The sequence below is a fragment of the Acidovorax sp. M14 genome (assembly GCF_049331375.1).
In the GTDB taxonomy this organism is placed as follows: domain Bacteria; phylum Pseudomonadota; class Gammaproteobacteria; order Burkholderiales; family Burkholderiaceae_C; genus Acidovorax.
The window spans coordinates 2,828,647-2,849,358 of the sequence record NZ_CP186263.1; the positions used below are offsets into that span (position 1 = coordinate 2,828,647).

30 protein-coding genes and 1 other RNA gene are annotated in these 20,712 nt (G+C 62.3%); 27 read left to right on the forward strand and 4 right to left on the reverse strand.

Annotated features, from left to right (window positions below; translation table 11 throughout):
- Window positions 1–596: 596 nt before the first annotated feature.
- From ACOYR4_RS13090 to ACOYR4_RS13215, 26 genes are all read left to right on the forward strand, one after another.
- Window positions 597–1,163 (forward strand): hypothetical protein, encoded by a 567-nt coding sequence (locus ACOYR4_RS13090; RefSeq protein ID WP_422846903.1) that lies wholly within the window; start codon window positions 597–599, stop codon window positions 1,161–1,163.
- A 296-nt stretch (window positions 1,164–1,459) separates the two neighbouring features.
- A complete protein-coding gene (locus ACOYR4_RS13095) occupies window positions 1,460–1,654 on the forward strand; it encodes a hypothetical protein (protein ID WP_422846904.1) in 195 nt (64 codons plus the stop codon).
- Between the two features lie 41 nt (window positions 1,655–1,695).
- A complete protein-coding gene (locus tag ACOYR4_RS13100; protein ID WP_422849658.1) occupies window positions 1,696–2,151 on the forward strand; it encodes an SAM-dependent methyltransferase in 456 nt (151 codons plus the stop codon).
- Entirely contained in the window at window positions 2,148–2,339 is a 192-nt protein-coding gene (locus ACOYR4_RS13105) for a hypothetical protein (RefSeq protein WP_422846905.1), read from the forward strand. The genes ACOYR4_RS13100 and ACOYR4_RS13105 overlap by 4 nt, the downstream gene beginning before the upstream one ends.
- Complete coding sequence (locus ACOYR4_RS13110) at window positions 2,336–2,560, forward strand: hypothetical protein (RefSeq protein ID WP_422846906.1); 225 nt, start codon at window positions 2,336–2,338, stop codon at window positions 2,558–2,560. Before ACOYR4_RS13105 ends, ACOYR4_RS13110 begins: the two co-directional genes overlap by 4 nt.
- Window positions 2,557–3,171, forward strand: a complete 615-nt coding sequence (locus ACOYR4_RS13115; RefSeq protein ID WP_422846907.1) for a hypothetical protein — start codon at window positions 2,557–2,559, stop codon at window positions 3,169–3,171. The genes ACOYR4_RS13110 and ACOYR4_RS13115 overlap by 4 nt, the downstream gene beginning before the upstream one ends.
- A 102-nt stretch (window positions 3,172–3,273) precedes the next feature.
- Window positions 3,274–3,474: a hypothetical protein gene (locus ACOYR4_RS13120; RefSeq protein WP_422846908.1), complete on the forward strand. Its 201-nt coding sequence runs from the start codon at window positions 3,274–3,276 to the stop codon at window positions 3,472–3,474.
- On the forward strand, window positions 3,471–4,580 hold the full coding sequence (locus ACOYR4_RS13125) for a RecT family recombinase (RefSeq protein WP_422846909.1): 1,110 nt from the start codon (window positions 3,471–3,473) through the stop codon (window positions 4,578–4,580). Before ACOYR4_RS13120 ends, ACOYR4_RS13125 begins: the two co-directional genes overlap by 4 nt.
- Before the next feature lie 67 nt (window positions 4,581–4,647).
- On the forward strand, window positions 4,648–6,438 hold the full coding sequence (locus ACOYR4_RS13130; RefSeq protein ID WP_422846910.1) for a YqaJ viral recombinase family protein: 1,791 nt from the start codon (window positions 4,648–4,650) through the stop codon (window positions 6,436–6,438).
- A gap of 62 nt (window positions 6,439–6,500) precedes the next feature.
- Complete coding sequence (locus tag ACOYR4_RS13135) at window positions 6,501–6,809, forward strand: KTSC domain-containing protein (protein WP_422846911.1); 309 nt, start codon at window positions 6,501–6,503, stop codon at window positions 6,807–6,809.
- A gap of 59 nt (window positions 6,810–6,868) precedes the next feature.
- Window positions 6,869–7,759: a recombination-associated protein RdgC gene (locus ACOYR4_RS13140; RefSeq protein ID WP_422846912.1), complete on the forward strand. Its 891-nt coding sequence runs from the start codon at window positions 6,869–6,871 to the stop codon at window positions 7,757–7,759.
- Window positions 7,756–7,938, forward strand: coding sequence for a hypothetical protein (locus ACOYR4_RS13145; protein ID WP_422846913.1), 183 nt, complete (start codon window positions 7,756–7,758; stop codon window positions 7,936–7,938). The genes ACOYR4_RS13140 and ACOYR4_RS13145 overlap by 4 nt, the downstream gene beginning before the upstream one ends.
- A gap of 35 nt (window positions 7,939–7,973) precedes the next feature.
- A complete protein-coding gene (locus ACOYR4_RS13150) occupies window positions 7,974–8,387 on the forward strand; it encodes a hypothetical protein (RefSeq protein WP_422846914.1) in 414 nt (137 codons plus the stop codon).
- The gene (locus tag ACOYR4_RS13155) at window positions 8,384–8,740 is read left to right on the forward strand and encodes a hypothetical protein (protein ID WP_422846915.1); all 357 of its coding nucleotides are present in this window, start codon (window positions 8,384–8,386) and stop codon (window positions 8,738–8,740) included. The genes ACOYR4_RS13150 and ACOYR4_RS13155 overlap by 4 nt, the downstream gene beginning before the upstream one ends.
- A gap of 26 nt (window positions 8,741–8,766) precedes the next feature.
- Window positions 8,767–9,099, forward strand: coding sequence for a hypothetical protein (locus tag ACOYR4_RS13160; protein WP_422846916.1), 333 nt, complete (start codon window positions 8,767–8,769; stop codon window positions 9,097–9,099).
- 24 nt (window positions 9,100–9,123) lie between these two features.
- Window positions 9,124–9,990 (forward strand): hypothetical protein, encoded by an 867-nt coding sequence (locus ACOYR4_RS13165; RefSeq protein WP_422846917.1) that lies wholly within the window; start codon window positions 9,124–9,126, stop codon window positions 9,988–9,990.
- A 1-nt stretch (window position 9,991) separates the two neighbouring features.
- Window positions 9,992–10,543 carry a hypothetical protein gene (locus ACOYR4_RS13170; protein WP_422846918.1) on the forward strand — a complete coding sequence of 184 codons (552 nt, stop codon included), beginning with the start codon at window positions 9,992–9,994 and terminating at the stop codon, window positions 10,541–10,543.
- Window positions 10,540–11,676, forward strand: a complete 1,137-nt coding sequence (locus tag ACOYR4_RS13175; protein ID WP_422846919.1) for a hypothetical protein — start codon at window positions 10,540–10,542, stop codon at window positions 11,674–11,676. Before ACOYR4_RS13170 ends, ACOYR4_RS13175 begins: the two co-directional genes overlap by 4 nt.
- A complete protein-coding gene (locus ACOYR4_RS13180) occupies window positions 11,669–12,169 on the forward strand; it encodes a hypothetical protein (RefSeq protein WP_422846920.1) in 501 nt (166 codons plus the stop codon). Before ACOYR4_RS13175 ends, ACOYR4_RS13180 begins: the two co-directional genes overlap by 8 nt.
- Window positions 12,162–12,371: a hypothetical protein gene (locus tag ACOYR4_RS13185; RefSeq protein WP_422846921.1), complete on the forward strand. Its 210-nt coding sequence runs from the start codon at window positions 12,162–12,164 to the stop codon at window positions 12,369–12,371. Before ACOYR4_RS13180 ends, ACOYR4_RS13185 begins: the two co-directional genes overlap by 8 nt.
- On the forward strand, window positions 12,358–12,573 hold the full coding sequence (locus ACOYR4_RS13190) for a hypothetical protein (protein WP_422846922.1): 216 nt from the start codon (window positions 12,358–12,360) through the stop codon (window positions 12,571–12,573). Before ACOYR4_RS13185 ends, ACOYR4_RS13190 begins: the two co-directional genes overlap by 14 nt.
- Before the next feature lie 61 nt (window positions 12,574–12,634).
- The gene (locus tag ACOYR4_RS13195; RefSeq protein ID WP_422846923.1) at window positions 12,635–13,054 is read left to right on the forward strand and encodes a DUF7448 domain-containing protein; all 420 of its coding nucleotides are present in this window, start codon (window positions 12,635–12,637) and stop codon (window positions 13,052–13,054) included.
- A gap of 199 nt (window positions 13,055–13,253) precedes the next feature.
- Window positions 13,254–13,445, forward strand: coding sequence for a hypothetical protein (locus tag ACOYR4_RS13200; protein WP_422846924.1), 192 nt, complete (start codon window positions 13,254–13,256; stop codon window positions 13,443–13,445).
- Entirely contained in the window at window positions 13,442–13,765 is a 324-nt protein-coding gene (locus ACOYR4_RS13205; RefSeq protein WP_422846925.1) for a hypothetical protein, read from the forward strand. Before ACOYR4_RS13200 ends, ACOYR4_RS13205 begins: the two co-directional genes overlap by 4 nt.
- The gene (locus tag ACOYR4_RS13210; protein ID WP_422846926.1) at window positions 13,762–14,037 is read left to right on the forward strand and encodes an excisionase; all 276 of its coding nucleotides are present in this window, start codon (window positions 13,762–13,764) and stop codon (window positions 14,035–14,037) included. The genes ACOYR4_RS13205 and ACOYR4_RS13210 overlap by 4 nt, the downstream gene beginning before the upstream one ends.
- A gap of 47 nt (window positions 14,038–14,084) precedes the next feature.
- Entirely contained in the window at window positions 14,085–15,173 is a 1,089-nt protein-coding gene (locus ACOYR4_RS13215) for a tyrosine-type recombinase/integrase (RefSeq protein ID WP_422846927.1), read from the forward strand.
- A 118-nt stretch (window positions 15,174–15,291) separates the two neighbouring features.
- On the opposite strand, the gene ssrA is transcribed toward ACOYR4_RS13215, so the two are convergent.
- From ssrA to ompA, 4 genes are all read right to left on the reverse strand, one after another.
- Window positions 15,292–15,678: a transfer-messenger RNA gene (gene ssrA / locus ACOYR4_RS13220) on the reverse strand.
- Between the two features lie 13 nt (window positions 15,679–15,691).
- On the reverse strand, window positions 15,692–16,366 hold the full coding sequence (locus ACOYR4_RS13225) for an HAD family hydrolase (RefSeq protein ID WP_422846928.1): 675 nt from the start codon (window positions 16,364–16,366) through the stop codon (window positions 15,692–15,694).
- A 1-nt stretch (window position 16,367) separates the two neighbouring features.
- On the reverse strand, window positions 16,368–17,078 hold the full coding sequence (gene ubiG, locus ACOYR4_RS13230; RefSeq protein WP_015014427.1) for a bifunctional 2-polyprenyl-6-hydroxyphenol methylase/3-demethylubiquinol 3-O-methyltransferase UbiG: 711 nt from the start codon (window positions 17,076–17,078) through the stop codon (window positions 16,368–16,370).
- A 90-nt stretch (window positions 17,079–17,168) separates the two neighbouring features.
- The gene (gene ompA, locus ACOYR4_RS13235) at window positions 17,169–17,813 is read right to left on the reverse strand and encodes an outer membrane protein OmpA (RefSeq protein ID WP_291442575.1); all 645 of its coding nucleotides are present in this window, start codon (window positions 17,811–17,813) and stop codon (window positions 17,169–17,171) included.
- Between the two features lie 223 nt (window positions 17,814–18,036).
- Here ompA and gyrA point away from each other — a divergent pair, with 223 nt between their 5' ends.
- Entirely contained in the window at window positions 18,037–20,703 is a 2,667-nt protein-coding gene (gene gyrA, locus ACOYR4_RS13240; protein WP_295942738.1) for a DNA gyrase subunit A, read from the forward strand.
- Window positions 20,704–20,712 lie beyond the last annotated feature (9 nt).

Genomic DNA, 20,712 nt, shown 5'->3' on the forward strand with positions numbered 1-20,712 from the left:
AAGCACGCGAAAGCTGCGCGACAGACAGCATGGGATTCAAGTTGGCCGATGGCTGCGGGAGTGCCCACCCCGCGACAGCCAGGAGACGCCGCCACAAAGCACACGTAGCCTCAGAGCGTCATAGCTTGGGCCCGACCCTTCCCACAGTGGAGCCGGATTGAGTAACCGGCGATGCCCTCGAAAGAGGGCCATCGCATCAGCGTCACGAGCTGGCACTGATGCGATGGTCAGCGCAGGCGCCCGTTGCCTTGGAGTGGCGCGGGCCGGAAGTACGGCAGTGAACAGGCAGCGTATCTGCCTCGGGTTTGTATCCCTGCGGGCCAGTGTTCGGCCATCAAGAGCGGGTCGGGGGTTCCTGGCCGAGTGCGCAGCGGGTGGAAGCCCCGCCCCTTTTTCGGGGCGGCAACGCCGAGCGGATTGACCCTGTGGCTGCTGTGAAGGTGGAACGCCGACAGAGCCGCGAGTACGGGATACCGGCATACAGGAACCACCGCACGCCGGGCTGAGAAAGCCACGCCGCCCCACCCTCTCCCTCCCCTCCTGCTTTGTGCAGGGGTTCGCCCACCTCGCGTGGGCTTTTTTATTCGGAGCGCTCCATGCCAGCTGACAAAAAGCCTGTCCTTTACGAATCCGATGAAGCCGCGAGCCTCCAGACGGTCACGGGCTGGGTATCAAGAACTGGTCGCTTCTGGGGCCAGGACGAGCACATGGCCCGATACGACGGATCGACTCACCGCGTCTGCAGCCAGAACCCAGCGCACGGCGTTGTTGAGACGCGCGGCTGGTGCCGGATGTGCCGAGAGGAGCGCATGGACGCGAAGTTTGCTTCGATGCCACGCCGGGCATACGACGGGGAACCGGTCGCGGTGTTCGATGGGGATACCTACTTCTTTGACGCAGAAGCAATAGCGGACTGGCTGGTTGATAACGACATCAAACCCGAGGATGCGCGCTTGGTGTTTTGCAAGCCAAACATGGCCAGCGAGATTGACCCAAACGAGCACTTCGTCGATGACCTCCCAGAAGACGGCGAGGTAAGCGACCGGTTGATGGCGGCATTCGATGCGCTCAATGCAGCGATCAGAGAAGAACCGCCCTTGAGTTGGTGCCCCGGAGAGGTAGCCGTCATCCTCCCGCCCGATTTTCTTGAGCCCTCCCAGTGAGGGCTTTTTCTTTTCTGGAGCCCAGCAATGTCGAGTTGGACAGACGACGCGGCCGCATGGCTGCAAGAGCAGATCAAAGCGCACCCGGAAATGTCAAAGCCCGAGTTGCGCCGGTGGTGCTCAAAAAACTACCCCTACGCACAGCGGAGCGGGTGGGCCTACAAGGCGTGGCTCAAAGCGCTTCGGGCGTATTTCAACCCGCAAGCCGTGAGGCCAAAACGCCGGGGCGTGATTGAGCCCAGCACACAAGAACTTGAAAAGCGCGGCCAGCAACGGCTGCTTGATTAGGAGGCGCAATGCAAAACGTACACCCCACTGTGCAGCCGCTGCTGCGCATCCCTGGCGCACCGCCGCCAATCTCCCCCGATGAATTTGAAGCCCTGCGAGTCCGGGCCGATCTGGAGTACCTGCAGCACCGCGAGGCCTCGTACAACCACCGCGCCCTGGTGGATCAGGTGCAGCACAACGCGCACATGGGGATGTGGTCGTGAGTGGCGCAGTAGTTCTCGATCCCTGCTGCGGCAGTCGAATGATGTGGTTCGACAAGGCCGATTCCCGCGCGGTCTTCGGCGACCAGCGCCGCGAAACGATCACCGTCACCGACCGTTCACACCGCGAGGACGGCACGCGCACCCTGCGCATCGAGCCCGATGTGCTGCTGGACTTCCGGGCCCTGCCCTACCCCGACTGCAGTTTCAAACTGGTGGCGTTCGACCCGCCACACGTCGTGCGCGCTGGCCCGCGCAGCTGGCTGGCCGCGAAGTACGGGAAGCTGGGCCAAGACTGGCGCGATGACTTGCGCCAGGGGTTTGCCGAGTGCTTCCGCGTCCTGGAGCCCGGCGGCGTGCTGGTGTTCAAGTGGAACGAAACCCAAGTGAAGCTTGCTGAGGTGCTGGCCACCACGCCCGAGAGTCCTCTTTTTGGGCAGGTCAGCGGGCGCCGGGGAATGACGCACTGGATCGTCTTCATGAAAGGCGGTGCTACGTGATCGACCCCATCAACGCCCCGCACTTCACCAGCGCCCGCCGCGATGCCCTGGCTGCATCCATGGCAGCCCAGGCCGAAACCAAGCGCCGCAACGACGAGGCCGCCCGCGCGGCCGCACTCAGGGCAGAGGCTGCCGCCATTGGCGCGGAGCTGGACCCGGAATCCATTGAACAGGGAGATACCCCATGAACAACATCCTTGGACTGATCGCCGTGGTTATCGGCTTGGGCATGGCCACTGTGGCTGCGCACGAACCCGATCCGATACCTGAAACCGAAGAAATGCGCGCGGCACAGCACGCCCGCGACTTTGCCCTCCGGGAGTTCCAGCGCCGGGCCTGTCGTCCTGGAGAGACTGCCGTCTGGGTTGCCGACAAAGAGGCTGATTGCCTGCGGGAAGTGCTGCCATGAAACAGCGCCCCCTGCGCTACATCGCACCAATGGTGCGTGCCACTCTGGCCGACACGAAGACGCTGACGCGGAGGATCGTGAAAGACACTGCGCTGGAATGGCTTGAACGCGATGGCTTCACGCCTGAGTTCGTGGCCCTGCCCGAAAACGGGCTGTGCCCCTACGGCTACAAGGGCGACCAGCTCTGGGTGCGTGAAGCATGGCGCGCGGTCGCGGAGGTGGATCACCTGCCGCCGCGCGACCTGAACCCTGCACATCGGATCTGGTACGAGGCCGACGCCCCACACCAGCCCGGATTCGGGAAATATCGCCCCAGCATGTTCATGCCTCGCTGGGCCAGCCGCATTAGCCTGGAAATCACCAGCGTGCGCGTGGAGCGCCTGCAGGACATCAGCGAGGCGGATGCGATGGCCGAGGGCATCGCATATGGACCAACGTGCGATGAGGAGGGCCGAAGCGGTGGCTATCACTGGGGTCGCAACCGCGAAGACGAGGATGTGTGGCCCACCGCAGTGCAGGCATTCAGACAGCTCTGGATAGGCATCAACGGCCCCGACAGCTGGGCCGCCAACCCCTGGGTATGGGCCATCGAGTTCCGGAGGCTGCCATGAACCGCCTGCGCGACTTCGCAATGCTCTACCGCATCTACCGCCAGTGCAACGGGCCCATCCGCGCACTGCGCATGGCGTGGCTTGTGGCGAGGGACTGATGCCATGGACTGCCCCACCGGTAAGTCGGCCATCACCACCTACGAGCTGGCCGAGAAAGCGCGCAAGCGCTCCAACAAGAAACACGGCAAGCCCATGAGCACCTACCGCTGCGAGTTCTGCGGAGCGCTCCACCTGGGTGAGCCCAACCGGCCAAAGAGGCCGATCAAGACCATCCGAAACAACCACCGAATGAGGTTCACATGAATGCAGTAACCACGACAGAATCCAACGCCCTGGCGGTGAACAGCGCCAGCAGCTTCTCGCTCCTGATGGACCCCGCCAGTCTGGACCGACTGGAGCGCATTGCTGACCTGATGGCCAGCGGCAAGACCACCATCCCGCAGCACCTGCGCGGCAGCAAGGGCGACTGCTTCGCCGTGGTCCTGCAGTCCATGCAGTGGGGCATGAACCCCATTGCAGTGGCTCAGAAAACCCACCTGGTCAACGGCACTCTGGGCTACGAGGGGCAACTGGTGGCTGCCGTCATCAACACGTCCAAGGTGGTGAAGGACCGATTCAACTTCGAGTGGTACGGCCCCTGGGAAAAAGTGATCGGGAAGTTCACGATCAAGCGCAGCGAAAAGGGCGAGTACCGCGCGCCCGCCTGGACGATGGCCGACGAAGAAGGATGCGGCATCCGTGTTTGGGCGACGGTAAAGGGTGAATCGACGCCCCGGTCATTGGATCTGCTTCTGGCCCAGGCCCGGGTGCGCAACTCCACCCAGTGGGCGGACGACCCCAAGCAGCAGCTGGCGTACCTCGCGCAGAAAAAGTGGGCCCGCCTGTATGCCCCAGACGTGATCTTGGGCGTCTATACAGCGGACGAATTGGCCGAGCCCGGCGAGAAGTTCATGGGCATGGCCGAGGATCTGACCCCGGCCCGAGGGCAGGAACAGCAGCCGGCCTACTCGCCCGAGCAGTTCGCCCAGCTGCTGCCCACCTGGCGCGCAGCTATCGCGGCTGGCAAGGCCACGGCCAACAGCGTGGTGTCCAAGATCAAGACCAAGGGCACCCTGGCGCAGGAACAAGAGGACGCCATCCGCGCGCCACTCACCGAGGACGAAAAAGCAGCGGCCAAGCCCGCCGCTCAGCAGGTCACGGACGTGCAGCCCAAGAGCGAGAACACAGCGCCCGCAGATGCACCGCACAAGTTCACCTTTGCGGAAGTGTCCGATCGGATGAACAAGGCCAGCGACCTGGACGCCCTTTCCATAGCTGCCGACCTGATCGGCGAAGTGGAAGACCCGCAGCACCGCATCGAGCTGAAAGACCTTTTCGAGCAACGCAAGTTCGCTCTGGAAGCCGCATAACGCTATCACAAGCATAGCTGCCAGCGCTTATTGCATATGCGCTGTGCAGCGATTCAAAGGAATTTCCATGATTACCCATGAACTGGTGCAAGGCACCCCGGAATGGCACGCATACCGCTCCGCTCACGACAATGCCAGCGACGCCCCAGCCATGATGGGCCGCAGCTCCTACAAGACCCGGGAGCAACTGATTGCGGAACTGGCCACCGGCATCACCCCCGAGGTGGACGCAGCCAAGCAGCGCCTGTTTGACAGCGGCCACCACTTCGAGGCGCTGGCCCGCCCGCTGGCTGAAAAGATCATCGGCCAGGATCTGTACCCCTGCACTGGCTCCCTGGAAGACTCGCGCCTGTCGGCCAGCTTCGACGGGCTCACCATGCTGGAAGACGTGGCGTTTGAGCACAAGCGCCTGAATCAGCGGCTGCGCGCGGCACTGCAGACACCCGGCTGCACGGGCGCCGACCTGCCCATGGAGTACCAGATCCAGATGGAGCAGCAGTGCGCTGTGTCACGCTGCGAGCGCGTCCTGTTCATGGCGAGCGACTGGGACGACCAGGACCAGCTGATCGAGGAACTGCACTGCTGGTACTACCCAAACCCAGAGCTGCGCGCGCAGATCATTGCGGGCTGGGCACAGCTGCACAAGGACGTGGCCGCCTGGGTGCCGCCCGAAGCCGCGCCCGCCCCCGCCGTGAAGAAAGTCGTGGCCAGCCTGCCAGTGGTGTTCGACATGCGCGTGGAAGGCAAGCTGGTGGCCTGCAACTTGGAGCAGTACAAGCCCGCCGCGCTGGCCTACATCGCAGCCATCAACACCGAGCTGGCCACCGATCAGGACTTTGCCGACGCTGACGCCGACGCGAAGTTTTGCCGGGACTCCGCCGACAAGCTGGAGTTGGCGATAGAGCAGGCCATGGGCCAGATGGGCGACATCAACACCGCGCTCAACACCGTGCGCGAGATTGCCGCCGCCTTCGATGCCAAGGGCCTGGCGCTGGAAAAACTGGTCAAGGCGCGCAAAGACGACATCAAGCTGGCCGAGGTGCAGCGCGGGCAGAAAGAGCTGGCTGGACACATTGCCGCGCTGAATGCAGCGATGCCAGCCGCCTACATGCCCACCGTGCCCGCCGACTTCGGTGCAGCGGTGAAGAACAAGCGCACCGTGGACAGTCTGCGCAGCGCCGTGAACGACGAACTGGCCCGCGCCAAGATCGCCGCCAGCGAGATCGCCAACCGCATCCACGCCAACGTCAAGACGCTGCAGGCCAGCGGGCTGGTGGTGCACGATGCCGCTGCTCTGGTGCTCAAGGCTCCAGACGACTTGGCCGCGATCATCGCCAACCGGGTGACGGCAGAGCGGGAGCGCCAGGAAGCCGACCGCGAGCGCATCCGCAAGGAGGAAGCAGACCGCGCCGACCGTGAGGCGCGCGAGAAGCTGGCCGCCGATGAACGCGCCGCGCAAGCTGCCATCACCCAGGCAGCGAAGGCGGAAACGCTGCACCCAGCGGTGGCCGCCGACCTGGGCACCCTGGTGCGTGAGCAGCATGCCGAGGCTGTGGCCGGGCTGGACGCCCACAAGGTGATCGGGACAGCGCAGCGCGCGACGGTTGTGCCCATTGCAGCACCAGCGGCCCGCACCAGCGTGCCAACCCTGCGCATTGGAACCATCAAAGAGCGCCTGGGCCACATGACCGTGACGGCCGAAGACCTGCGCGCCCTGGGCTTCGAGCCAGCCGGCCGCGAGCGCGCGGCACCGCTGTACCACGAGGATGACTTCCCAGAAATCTGTGAAGCCATCGCCGCGCAGGCCCTGGCCGCCAAGGCTGAGTTTCTGAAATCCCGGACTGCAGTCGCAGCCTGATCCCGCCCCACCCCGCAACCAAGGCCCGCCACGCGCGGGCCGCTTTCATTCTGGAGATCACCGTGAACATCAAACGCATCGAACCCGCCGCTTTCTCCGACGAGCCCTACACGCCCATTCCCATGGCGCCTGTCACCAGCAACCAGGTGGCCTGCATCGGCTACGACCCCAGCACCAAGACGCTGGCCTGCCAGTTCACGCGCGGCCCGGGCCACATTTACCACTACCCCAATGTGGAGCCCGAGCTGCACGCAAAGTTCGTGGCCGCCGAGTCCATCGGCACGTTCTTCGGTCAGCACATCAAGCCGCTGCCGTTCAAGAAGTTCCCGGCGCCGAAGGCGAAGGGTGAAGAGGCCAAGGCCGCCGCCTGACCCGCCCAGCAACCCAAACCCCAAGCCACCCACAGAGGTGGCTTTTTTGTGGAGTCCCCATGTTCAAGTCCCTTGTCATTTACCGCATCGCCCAAGGCTGGGCCCCCGACCTGCAGGCTGCCGAGGAAGCCCTGGCCAAGGCTCCATTCATTGAGTGCGGCGCCACCCAGGAGAAGTCCTGCGGCTGGGTGCCACCCCGCGGCGAGGCCCACGGCGCCCTGGTCGAAAGCATCGGCGGCCAGTGGATCGCCCGCCTGATGACCGAAACCAAGGCCATCCCGGCCAGCGTGCTGGCGCGCAAGGTGAAGGAGAAGGCCGACCGCATCGAGCAGGAGACGGGCCGCAAGCCCGGAAAAAAGGAATCCCGCGAGCTCAAGGACGAGGCCAAGCTGGATCTCCTGCCCATGGCATTCACCAAACAGGCCAGCATGTGGGTCTGGCTCGACCCGAGCAACCGCCTGCTGGTGCTGGATACGGGCAGCCAGGGCCGCGCCGATGAGGTGGTCACGCTGCTGGTTGAGGCGCTGCCCGGCCTGTCCGTGTCGCTGCTCAGCACCCAGACCAGCCCCCAGGCCGCCATGGCGCACTGGCTCAAGGAGCAGGAGCCGCCCGTGGGCTTCACGGTGGACCGCGAGTGCGAACTGAAAAGTGCCAACGAGGAAAAGGCCGTCGTGAAGTACGGCCGCCACCCGCTGGACATAGCAGAGGTGCAGGGCCACATCGACGCAGGCAAGCTGCCTACCAAGCTGGCAATGACCTGGGATGACCGGGTTTCTTTCCTGCTGACCGAAGGCCTGCAGGTGCGCAAGCTGGCCTTCCTGGACACCGCTTTCGAGGGCACTAAAGCCGACGATGGCGGGTTCGATACCGATGTGGCGATTGCCACGGGCGAGCTGGTCAAGCTGATCCCGGACCTGATCGAGGCGCTGGGCGGGGAGGCAATGCCATGACAAAACCCACCAAACCCGCAGGCTTCGCCCTGTCCAACCCAGTCCCGCAAACCAAATGGGAAGCCCAGCGCGAGAAAGAGCGCATCACCCTGAAAGACCACCAGGCCATCCCGCACCTGAACAGCACCATGGGCGGGCGGTATGAGGGCAAGGAATTGCAGTACCGGGGGCGGCAGTGAGAAAGACCACCGCTTACGCACGCAAGCGCCGTCACATGGACCCGCTGGCAGGTATCCGCATGCTGGACCGGGCACGGCCTTTTGAGGAAGGCGACACGACAGCCGAGCACATCAAGACCCGCGCCTGTTTTGAGCGCCTGGCAGACGGCACGGCAGACAACGACGATTTCGACCGCGTGGCGATGGCGCTGAATCTTGCGAAGGTCCGCGCGCTGGAGATTGATGATGGCCTTGCCTGTGTTCTGGAGTGCGGGCAGGACGCCATGCGCGCGCTGCGCGCCAGGCACGAACGCTGGGCCAAGTGGGACATGCTGCCCGTCGAACGCGCTGCAATCGCCCAAGCCATGGACGCACACGAAGTCATCACCGATGCCAGCAGCCCATTGCAAATGATGGCCGCGCTGGATGTTGTGCGCAGGGTTATCCAGCAACAAATGAGGCGCCCATGACTCAGCTCTACAAAAAGCAGGGCCGCCGCTACGTGCCCACCACACTCTCAGAGCAAGGCGCATGGGGCAGCGATGGGCTCATGGCCGTTGCAGCCTTCCGCTACTGCCTGGGCCGCATGACGTACATCGTTGGCGACTGCGAGCGCTGGATTTTTGCGAACTGGGAGAACTTCCCCGAGAGCGTGCGCAAGCTGATTCAGCGCGATCTGGAAGAAGAGTTTGCGCGCGACGACGAGGCCCGCGAGCGTGGCGAGGAATACAAGCCGCTGGGCCACGACTGCGACCGGGCGGCCTGGGAGCGTGTTCGAACGCTTTGGAAGCCACAACCCACCCCACACACAGGCCCGCAATAGCGGGTCTTTCTGTTTCTGGAGCAACCATGACCAAGACCGCCAAATACAAAGCCATCGACCCGTCTGAACTGAGCATTTCCAACGACCCGTACACAGGGCGCGAGCGCTCCGAAGAGGGAAAGTACGCCCCACTGTTCCGCAAGGTTAAGCAGGGGCAGCGCATCGTCTGCCCAGAAGGCCGCGCCGGTGGTATTGCCCACGCTTACGCCAAGTGGCTCAAAAAGAACGTGGGAGCAAAGCAACCGATTGTGCGCACCAAAGACCGCTGCGATGACGGCAAGGGCGGTGTGTGGTGGCTAGGTGAGAAAGAGGCCAAGCCCGCATCAACCGTCTGGGCGCCGCTCAAGAAGGCCGCGTAACTAGCCGTTCACCAAGGATTCCCAATGACCGATAAAACAGACAGCAAGGAGCGCGAGGCTTTCAAGGCCGCACACCGACACCTGGAGCTAGACGAAGTGCCAGACGCATGGGGGCGTCCCGTGTTCAAGCACTCCCACGTTGAGGCAAGCTGGCTTGGCTGGGTCGCCCGCGCAGCGCGTTCCTCGGAAAACGGCCGGCCAACGCCTCAAGGAAACGAGCTACTGACCGTAGCAGAGCGGAACATCCGAAGTTTCCTTCGCAGCGCGACTTTCAAAAGCGAGTCAGACCGAGAGGCTGCGCTTAGCTGCGTCGATGTTCTGCGTGACGCGGCCTGCGCATCCCTCACCGTAAGTGCGGGGAGTGGCCCGCTGATGGGCCAGCCGCAGGAAATGCCCGACCTGTCAGCACTGACAGAGCGCGGGGCGAAGGCATGGGCAGGCGTAGATGCGCAGGGGCTGCGGGATAGCGCAGCAAGTGCGGGGAGTGAGCCAGTGGCGTGGGTCGATGAGCGAGCGCTCAGCTGGCTGGCAAACAGCCGCTCGCTCTCCGCCACGATCACCACGAAACTGGAAAGAGGGAAGTCTTTTGAACGGCCCATGCCCCTCTACCTCCACCCCTCTCCCCCAGAGGGAATGGTGGGAGGGTGGCAGGACATTACCACGGCGCCGAAGGATGGAACGTACCTACTTCTTTGGGAGCAGTACAGCACCAATCCGTTTGTTGGCTGTTGGGCTTTTGGCTCTTGGAGCGTGAGCCATGAGCATGTTGATGCAGAAGGCGGATGGGATGGCGCGAACGTGGTCGATTCGATCAGCCAAGACCGCATCACCCACTGGATACCACTTCCTCCCTCGCCCACCTCATCTGCGGATAGCGGAAAGGGGGAGTGATATGGAAAAACTCACCTTGGCCAAGGGCGCAGAGCTGACCGCTGAAACATGGGCAGATTTCGTGGCCCGCCTGCATCACGACTGCGTAGGCGAAGGAGTGAAGCGGCACTACACCGCAGACGCTGTTTTCCTTGTGGAAAAGCGTGTTTGGCAAGCCGTACCCGAAGAGCTTTCCGACATCAGGCGCATCCTCACCGATGGTCACGAGGAAACGCCAGAAGCGTTCTTTGAAGACCTTGAGGATGAAGAAAAGACAGCACTAAACGAAGCCGCTGGCGGGTCATTTCTTGGTGCAGACGGGTACGACATGAGCGATGCGCTGTCGAAGCTGTATCCCGATTCGACTCTGTTCTACGTCGAGGAACGGTGGGAATTCGTCTGTCAGCACTTCACTCGCGACGCTGCCGACGCCTTCATTAGGGGCAAGGGCCATGATTACCGCGAGGGCCTGCGGGTCTACGTGGACGCCACCAGTTACAGCTGGGAACTCAACACTATCAAGGCCGCGATTCTAGATGGCCGTATTGGCTTCATTCAAAAGGACCCATCATGACAAACCAACAAGGGGCAGAAGCGCTGGCCCACGAGCTGTACACCGCAGCGCAACTTGCGCCAGGAGAGGGCGTCTTGGATGCGGTCGCCAGACTTGCCGCCCTGGTAGAGGCACAGCAGACCGCCACTCATGTTCAAAATCCAGCAGACATTGAACACGTCGCAGGTGACGTGTCGAAAAACGGCGCTGAATCGAACATGGCACAGCAGCCCGCCCCATCGGCTGCGGCAGCGCCAGTAGCCGTCAAAGCAATGGGCTACGGTGGCAGCACCGGGATCAACGACTACCTGATGAGCGACGGCACGGTGAAGGCAATGCGCCCAGCCGAGGTCAAGTGGACACCCCAGCCCTCCCCCACGCCCCAGGCAGACAGCCAGCCAGCGCCAGCTACCCAGCAAACGGGGGAGTCTGTAGCCATTCAGTGGCTGGCTGAAATGATTATGTCGGACTGCGGTTGCAGCACACAAAACCAGCGCCTACTTGATCGAATCATTGATCGCATCACTCAATACGAGCGAGCAAACACCTCAACGCAGTCGGCAGGGGGCGCGCAATCTCCACTGATTGACGCAGAGGCCACCGCATACAACGAGTGGTTCAACGGAGAGCAAGGAACCGCCTACGATGGCATGTGGGCTTTTGCCAGGGCTGCATGGATGGCCCGCGCAGCCAGTGCCCCGGCAGACAGCGTGACGGCACCAGCGGGTGGGATGGATGACGACGTAGATGCGATAGCTCTGGCGCGCTACAAAGTGGTCCCTGCACACGAAAGCATGTTTCACCGCTTCGCAGTGGTGGCTGGGGACGGTAAGCAGCAGCTCTACCTTGGCCGCGAAGTTGAGTGCGAGAACATGGCGCGCAAGTTCGCCGGAGCGTTTCTTGACGGCGCCTTCTATCAGGCCAATATCGCCCCCACCCAACCCGCCCAGGCGGCAGACAGCGTGCTGGAGGATGCGGCGCGGCTGGCAAAGATCATCCAGGCTATCCGTGACTACCACTTTGCACTGGACAACAGGGAGCACGGCGGTGTTGCTATGGCGCGGGCGTGGAATGCGATCTGCGACGTGTTAGACATGGATTGGGTGCAAGGCGCTGAGAGCGCAGCCCGCAAGCAAGGAGCAAACCATGACTGAGCCGACAAACGACGAAATTGATGCGCTTGTCGCGGCCTACTTGGGAGACTGCGGGCCACAAGCCACTCGGGTCTATAGCTTCGCACGCGCAGTCCTCGCCAAGTGGGGCACGCCGCCAGCAGTGGCGGGGAACCGCCCGTACGCCATCCAATGGGACGCCGAGCTGGGCCGCACAGCGATGCGCTTTGTTGATCGTGCAGGTGATGTGCACCCCGGAATTGACGACGCCGAAACCATCTGTGCCGAGTTCCACGCAGCCATGAGCGCAGTAATTGAGCGGATGCCGCACGTTAAACGCATGTCACACACCCAGGCGCAGGCCGGGGCGGTGACGCTGACGGATGAGCAGATTGATGCAGCAGCGAAGAAGCTGGCCGAGTGCATGGAGTACCCATGGGAATTCATGCCAGAGCCTGGACGGAAGAACATGCGCAAACACGCGCAGGACGTAATCGAAGCCGCCCACGGCATCAAAGGAGGCCAGCATGGATGAGCGGCTAGAGGTGGTCCTTGCAATGCTTTGGGCGCTTTCCGGCGCCATCGCAATCCTGCGATGGAAGTTCACTGAGCGGGAAGTGTCGTTGCTTGACGTTGTGATCGGGCTCTTTCTGGGCGCGATCTTCGGGGCACTGATCCCCGTAGTGCAGCTGCTACACGCCATCAAGATCAAAGGAGGCCAGCATGGCGACGTGTGAACACGGCATGCCTCTGACCTTGGGTTGTGACGACTGCACCATCGCTCGCCTGAACAAGCAACGCCAGGATGACGAGGCGCTGATCCTGCAATTGGTGGAGGCGTTGGAGTGCCATTGCGAAATGACTCGATCTCTTGTGCGCAGCGAGTTGGCCATCACCGCGGGCCGCGCCCGCCTCGCGCCGCCGCCACCCACTGCCTGACAGGCACCACCACCCCATCAACAGCCCCGCTCATGCGGGGTTTTCTTTTTGGAGAAACGAAATGAGCGAATACATCCCATGGGAAGAGCGCAAAGATGCCAAGTTTTCAGACTTGCTCGGCGCGACCTTGGCCGCAATTGAAGGCCTGGAAAAAGACAGCGAATTCGTTGTCTTCAAGACAGCCGACGGCCGCGAGTTCTTCATGCTGCACGATCAGAGCTGCTGCGAAAGTGTCTCCATCGAAAGTGTGGTCGGCGATGTTGCTGATTTGATCGGGCATCCACTTTTGGTAGCCGAGGAATCCAGCAGCAGCGACACGCCAGAAGGCTTCACCCACGAATACGAGCCAGAGAGTCAAACATGGACCTTCTACAAGCTGGCGACCATCAAAGGCTACATTGATCTGCGCTGGTTTGGCAGCAGCAATGGCTACTACAGCGAGCGCGTGGACTTCTTCAAGAGAACGCGCAACGCCGAATGACACCGGCCCCCGACTGGCACGCCGCAGACCGCGCCTACCAGCTCCACCACTCCAACTGCCCCACATGCCGCGCCGCTGGCACTGCCCCTGGTTCAAGGGAGCGGTGCCCAGCAGGGCTGGAACTGTGGGCCCAGTATCAACAGGCGGGAGATCCGCCGCACTTCACCTGGCTGCGGAAGCGGCAGGGAGGAAAGAAACCATGACCAATCGTCCCTCGCTGTCCCCTGCGCAGCGTAATGCTCTGTGGCGGGCAACGGTTGGGCAAACGCCCACCAAAGATCCGCGCACGCTGCAAGCACTGCACCGCAAAGGCTTACTGCAGGGCATCAACCACAAACCCACGGCCGCCGGGACCGCATTCTTTGCCGCACCGGCCAGGACTCAGCAATGAAAACCATCCACATCAGCTACGGCGGCCCAGACCGCCGGATCAAGGACGCCACGGGCAAGGTGTGGCGCTTTGAAATGCACCCCTACAGCGGGTCAGCCGTGCAGGACGACGACGGAGAGCTGGCCGACAAGCAGCCCGGGGAGCGCTCGCCCTTCTGGACAGCCGTAACCCTGTGGGCACAACAAGGCGCCGTCATCGGGCCCGATGGCCTGTGCACCTGGAAGCCCGAACCTGAACCCACGCTTGTCCACCTGGGCGGGCGGAACTATGCAATCGCCGGGTCTGGCCTGGCTGAGAAGTACGGGAGAAACACACCATGACCAGCGCCAAAAAGCAGGCAGACAACGATTCACGTTTTGTTACAGAAGCTGCGCAGGATGGCAGCACAGTCGCGCCGCAGCCCGAGTGGGTTCTGGCCAGCAAGTACCAGGACATGACGGGCGTCACCCGTGAAACGGTGAAGCAGCGCAAGAAGAGCGGCGTCTGGAAGGAAGGGCAGCAGGTTGCCGTCGTAGCCAGGCGTCTGTACGTCAACATCAAAGCGGCCGACCAGTGGATAAACGACCAACTCCCCCAACCCCGCCGGGCGTGAAGATCCGGCAATTCGTTGCCGGTGACCGCATCCAAGTGGCTTTCACCATGAACGGCCAGGAATGCAGGGAGCTGTTGCCGCCCTGCCCCATCAACAAGTCGAGCATCCAGCGCGCGGCTATCCTGCGTGAAGAGGTGCGCCGCAAGATCGGTGACGGGACATTCGTCTATGCGGACTACTTCCCGGACAGCCCCCGTGCAAAGGCGAACCCCAAAGACGCACTGCTGATGGAAGTGCTGCTGCAGCGCCAGCTCGAAACCTACGAGCGCCAAGTGCAGAACAGCCAGATGGCCAAGTCATCCTACCGTGGGTATGCCAAGGCCATCACGGGGGAGCGCATGCGCCGCTGGCATGGCCTGACCGTGCGCGAGGTGGCACCCAGCGCCCTGCGCGAATGGATCAGCGAGATGGACTGCACCAGCAAGACCATTCGCAACACCCTGATCCCCCTGCGCAGCATCTTCGAGGATGCGCTGAACGATGAGCTGATCGACTTCAACCCGTTCGACCGCATCGCCCTCACCAAGCTCATCAGGCAGACGGCCAAGGCCAGCGACTACGTGATCCAGCCCTTCACGGCTGAGGAGCGCAGCGCGATCCTTGAGGCCTGCCGTCCAGATGAGCGCCCGATGGTGCAGTTCTGGTTCCACACCGGGTTGCGCCCGGGCGAGCTGCAGGCGCTGGAGTGGCGACACATCGACTGGGAGCGTCGAGTAGCCCGCATTGAGTTGAACCAGGTCGTGGGGGTGATCAAGGCGCCCAAGACGGCGGCCGGCATCCGCGACCTGGAGCTCAATGCCGAGGCGGTGGCGGCGCTGACCGCCCAGAAGGCCATCAGCTTGATGCGCGGCGCCAGGGTCTGGCTTAACCCGAGCAGCCTGCAGCCATGGGAAACGGATGCGCAGGTGCGCAAGACGCTATGGATGCCACTGATGAAGCGGTCGAAGGTGCCCTACCGCAACCCCTATCAGGTCCGACACACCTATGCGTCAACGCTGCTGACGGCGGGCCAGAACCCCTGGTATGTCGCCCAGCAGTTGGGGCATGAGGACGTGGAAATGGTATTCCGCACCTACGGCAAGTTCATCCGCGAGGACTACCAGAAGCCCAAGGCGGAATTGCGCATCGTGGGATGAATTGGATCGGTGCGATTCGCGTGCGAAATCGGTGCGATTTTCTGGACACCACCAGACCCCGAAAGGCAAAGAAAAACCGCCACAGACTGGTGTTTACAGTGTGTGGCGGTGTCTTGAGTGGTGGAGCTGGCGGGAATTGAACCCGCGTCCGCAAGCCTTCGTCAGGCAGATCTACATGTTTAGCGGTCTGATTTGGATCTCGCTACCCATGTCGCGCAGTCGCACGCTACATGGGCCGCCAGCACCCTATTTTCTCGCCTCCACCCAAGGTACCCGGATGGAAGCCAGCCCATGTAATTATCCTTGCAGCCGGGAGGCACTGATTGCTCAGAACCCCCTTGCCCAGCCCATCGGCCAACTGTTGCAAGGCTCACTGGCAATTAAGCAGCGAGTGCGAAACGTTCGTCGTTTGCAGTTAGTTTGTTAAATCGAGATTTACGAGCGTGACTCAAGCTCGACATGCACCACACTGATCCCGAACCCACGTCGAAACCAGGACAGCCCCTAGGCTTTCTATTTTAGGCGCTCACGAGCAATTGCAAGAGCTCGCCAGGAGATTTAATTGCGGCGTGTGCACCCCACTCCGAAGGATCGGTCTTCGCGCCCAAGTAGCCGTAGGTGGCGGCCACTGTGCCCATGCCCGCTGCCAAGCCCGCCACGATGTCCCGCTCGTCGTCGCCCACGTAGATGCAATGCTCAGGAGCCACACGCAAACGGGCAGCCGCCTCCAGCAAAGGGGCAGGATGCGGCTTGGCGTGCGGCGTGGTGTCACCACTGACCACGGCCGAGGCGGTGGCAAACAGCGGGATGGCCTGCGTGAGCGGGTCCGTAAAGCGGGCAGCCTTGTTGGTGACCACGCCCCATACCATATTGCGACCGAGAATCTGGCGAACCAATTCAGGCACACCGTCAAAAATGGTGGTCTGTTCGGTCATGCGGGACTCGTAGTTCACAAAAAACTCTTCCCGCATAACGGCAAAGTCAGGGTGGTCTGGGCCCATGCCAAAGGCCTCTGCCAGCATGCCGCGAGCCCCTGCACCCGCCATGGGGCGGTATCGGGCGGGAGGTAGCGAAGGCAGGCCTCGGTCGGTGCGCATCTTGTCTGCGGCCGCGCCGAGGTCTGGGGCGCTGTCGATCAAAGTTCCATCCAGATCAAACAGAACTGCGCGAATGCCATGAAAAACGGTAGCCATATCAGCCCGGGCGACGCGTCGCAAACAGGTAATTGACGCTGGTGTTGGCACTGAGCCAATAGCGACGCGTGAGGGGGTTGTATTCCAGTCCCTTGGTGTGCAGCACATCCAGGCCTGCACTGCGGCAATGTCCCGCCAGCTCACTGGGACGGATCATCTTGGCGTATTCGTGGGTGCCGCGCGGCAGCATATTGAGCACGTATTCCGCCCCCACGATGGCCAGCATGAAGGCTTTGGCGTTGCGATTGATGGTGGAGAAGAACACCCAGCCACCGGGTTTGACCAAGGTGGCGCAAGCTCGAACCACAGAGGCAGGATCGGGCACATGCTCGAGCATCTCCATGCAGGTCACCACATCAAAACCAGCAGGCTGCTCGGCGGCCATCGCCTCGGCGCTGATTTCACGGTATTGCACGTTTTGGGTGCCCGCTTCCAGGGCGTGCAGTTGCGCCACGCGCAGCGCTTTGGTTGCCAGATCGATGCCCAGCACATCCGCACCCTTGCGTGCCATGGAGTCAGCCAGAATGCCCCCGCCACAGCCCACATCCAGCACGCGCTTGCCAGTCAAGGCGCTCAGCCCATGAATCCAGTCAAGCCGCAGCGGGTTGATCTGATGCAACGGACGAAATTCACTGTCAGGGTCCCACCACCGATGGGCCAATTCTGAAAACTTGGCCAGTTCGGCCGGATCTGCATTGACGGTTTCGATCATGTCGCTGATTGTCCATGAAGGGAGCACGCGAAAAGCCCCAGACGCAAAAAAGCCCCGCGAGCGGGGCTTTTTTGTGCAGCAATCCGAAGATTACTTAGCGGCGCGGGTACCGACCACTTCGATTTCCACGCGACGATTCTTCGCACGGCCTTCGGCAGTCTTGTTGTCAGCCACGGGCTGCTTTTCGCCCTTGCCTTCGGTGTACACGCGGTTCTTTTCGATGCCCTTGGACACCAAGTAAGCCTTCACGGCTTCAGAACGACGCACCGACAGCTTCTGGTTGTAAGCATCGGAGCCGACGGAGTCAGTGTGACCCACGGCAATGATCACTTCCAGGTTGATGCCCTTGACCTTGGAGACCAGGTCGTCCAGCTTGGCCTTGCCTTCTGGCTTGAGCACCGACTTGTCGAAGTCGAAGAAGGCGTCAGCAGCGTAGGTCACCTTGGTGGCAACGGCGGGGGCTGGTGCGGGTGCGGGTGCAGGAGCGGCAGCGGGTGCTGGAGCAGCAGCAGGAGCTGGTGCAGCGGCAGGTGCGGGAGCAGCGATTGCGCCGTCGCAGCCAGGAGCTGCCGTAGCAGGCGTCCAGTTGGCATCGCGCCAGCAGTATTCGTTGGTACCGTTCTTCCAGACCAGTTGGCCAGAAGCATCGCGCCAGTTGTCAACGGTTTGTGCGCCAGCGGCGGTTGCGAGCGCTGCAGAGGCAAACAACATCGCCACTTTGTTCAGTTTCTTCATGGTTCTCCTCTTGGGGAAAAAGCCGCAGCCGCGCTGCGAATCAGGACGCCTGGGGTGACCACCACCCTAAGCGTTCAAACGATTGTGCCATACGTAACAGGGCAAAAGCTGTGCACGCCGTTCGGGGCCCGTAGGACAAAACCTGAATTGCTTCGATATGTTGCGTCGTCGCTACACGGTCTTACGCCTAAAATGGCTCTCCTTTGCCGCCTCCGCCGTCCCAATGACCCAGTTTGCCAAAGAAACCCTGCCGATCAGCCTTGAAGAAGAGATGCGGCGCAGTTACCTCGATTACGCGATGAGCGTGATCGTGGGTCGTGCACTGCCCGACGCGCGCGATGGCCTGAAGCCCGTGCACCGTCGCGTTCTGTATGCGATGCATGAGCTCAACAACGACTGGAACCGACCTTATAAAAAATCGGCCCGTATCGTTGGCGACGTGATTGGTAAATACCACCCGCATGGCGACTCGGCGGTGTACGACACCATTGTGCGGATGGCGCAGGATTTTTCGCTGCGTCACATGCTGGTAGACGGACAGGGTAATTTCGGATCGGTGGACGGCGACAACGCTGCGGCCATGCGGTACACCGAAATCCGTCTGGCCAAAATCGCGCACGAAATGCTGGGCGATATTGACAAGGAAACCGTCGATTTCGGCCCCAACTACGACGGCAGCGAAAAAGAGCCGCTGGTATTGCCCAGCAAGCTGCCCAACCTGCTGGTGAATGGATCCGCAGGTATTGCGGTGGGTATGGCCACCAACATCCCGCCCCACAACCTCAACGAAGTGGTCGATGCCTGTTTGCACATGCTGCGCAATCCGGAGGCGACCATTGACGAGTTGATGGAGATCATTCCGGCGCCCGACTTTCCTACGGCCGGCATCATCTATGGCATCAATGGCGTGAAGGACGGCTACCGCACTGGGCGCGGCAAGGTGGTCATGCGCGCCAAGTGCCACTTCGAGGACATCGACCGTGGCCAGCGCCAGGCAATCATCGTGGACGAGCTGCCCTACCAGGTCAACAAGAAGACGCTGCAGGAGCGCATGGCCGAGCTGGTGCACGAAAAGAAGATCGAAGGCATCAGCCACATCCAGGACGAGTCCGACAAGTCGGGCATGCGCCTGGTGATCGAACTCAAGCGCGGCGAAGTACCCGAGGTGGTGCTGAACAACCTGTACAAGCAGACGCAGCTGCAGGACACGTTCGGCATGAACATGGTGGCGCTTATCGACGGCCAGCCCCGCCTGTGCAACCTGAAGGACCTGATCAGCGTCTTCTTGCAGCACCGCCGCGAAGTGGTAACGCGCCGCACGGTGTTCGAACTGCGCAAGGCGCGTGACCGCGGCCATGTGCTGGAAGGCCTCGCTGTAGCGCTGGCCAACATCGACGACTTCATCGCCATCATCCGCAACGCCCCAACGCCCCCGGTGGCCAAGGCCGAGCTGATGACCCGCTCGTGGGACAGCAAACTCGTGCGCGAAATGCTGACGCGCACGCGCGCCGATGGCGGCGTGATCAACGCTGACGACTACCGCCCTGAAGGTCTGGAAAAAGAATTCGGCATGGGCCAGGATGGCCTGTACCGACTGTCCGAAACGCAGGCCCAGGAAATCCTGCAGATGCGCCTGCAGCGCCTGACGGGCCTGGAGCAGGACAAGATCGTGGCCGAGTACAAGGAAGTCATGGCGGTCATCGAAGACCTGCTGGACATCCTGGCCAAGCCCGAGCGCGTGTCGGTCATCATCGGCGACGAACTCACCTCCATCAAACAGGAATTCGGCCAGCACAAGCTGGGCGCACGCCGCTCAATCGTTGAATACAGTGCGCAGGACCTCTCCACCGAAGACCTGATCACCCCCACCGACATGGTGGTGACGCTGAGCCACACCGGCTACATCAAGAGCCAGCCACTGTCCGAGTACCGCGCCCAGAAGCGTGGCGGGCGTGGCAAGCAGGCCACGGCGACCAAAGAAGACGACTGGATCGACCAGCTCTTCATCGCCAACACGCACGACTACATCCTGTGCTTCTCCAACCGGGGCCGCCTGTACTGGCTCAAGGTGTGGGAAGTGCCCGCCGGTTCGCGCGGCTCGCGCGGCCGCCCCATCGTCAACATGTTCCCGCTGCAGGACGGTGAGAAGATCAACGTGGTGCTGCCGCTCACCGGCGACATGCGCAGCTTCCCGGCCGACCGTTTCGTGTTCATGGCGACTAGCATGGGCACCGTGAAAAAGACTGCGCTGGACGAGTTCAGCAACCCCCGCAAGGGCGGCATCATCGCCGTGAACCTGGATGACGGTGACTACCTGATCGGCGCAGCCCTCACCGATGGCAAACACGATGTGATGCTGTTCAGCGACGGTGGCAAGGCCGTACGCTTTGATGAGAACGACGTGCGTCCGCTGGGCCGAGCAGCGCGTGGTGTGCGCGGCATGATGCTGGAGGACGGCCAGAGCGTGATCGCCATGCTGGTCGCCGAAGACGAGACGCAGAGCGTGCTGACCGCCACCGAGAACGGCTACGGCAAGCGCACCAGCATCGTCGAGTACACCCGTCATGGTCGTGGCACCAAGGGCATGATCGCCATCCAGCAGAGCGAGCGCAACGGCAAGGTCGTTGCGGCCACGCTGGTGCATGCTGACGACGAGATCATGCTGATCACCGACAAGGGCGTGCTGGTGCGAACCCGCGTGAGCGAGATTCGCGAGCTGGGCCGTGCCACGCAGGGCGTGACGCTGATCGCACTGGACGAGGGCTCCAAACTCAGCGGCTTGCAGCGCATTGTGGAGAACGATGCCAATGTGACGGATGCAGAAGCCGATGGGGACGCAGGCCCAGACAGCGGCGGCGCATCCCCCGCCCCCGAAGCCCCCGACGCCTGACCACCGCAG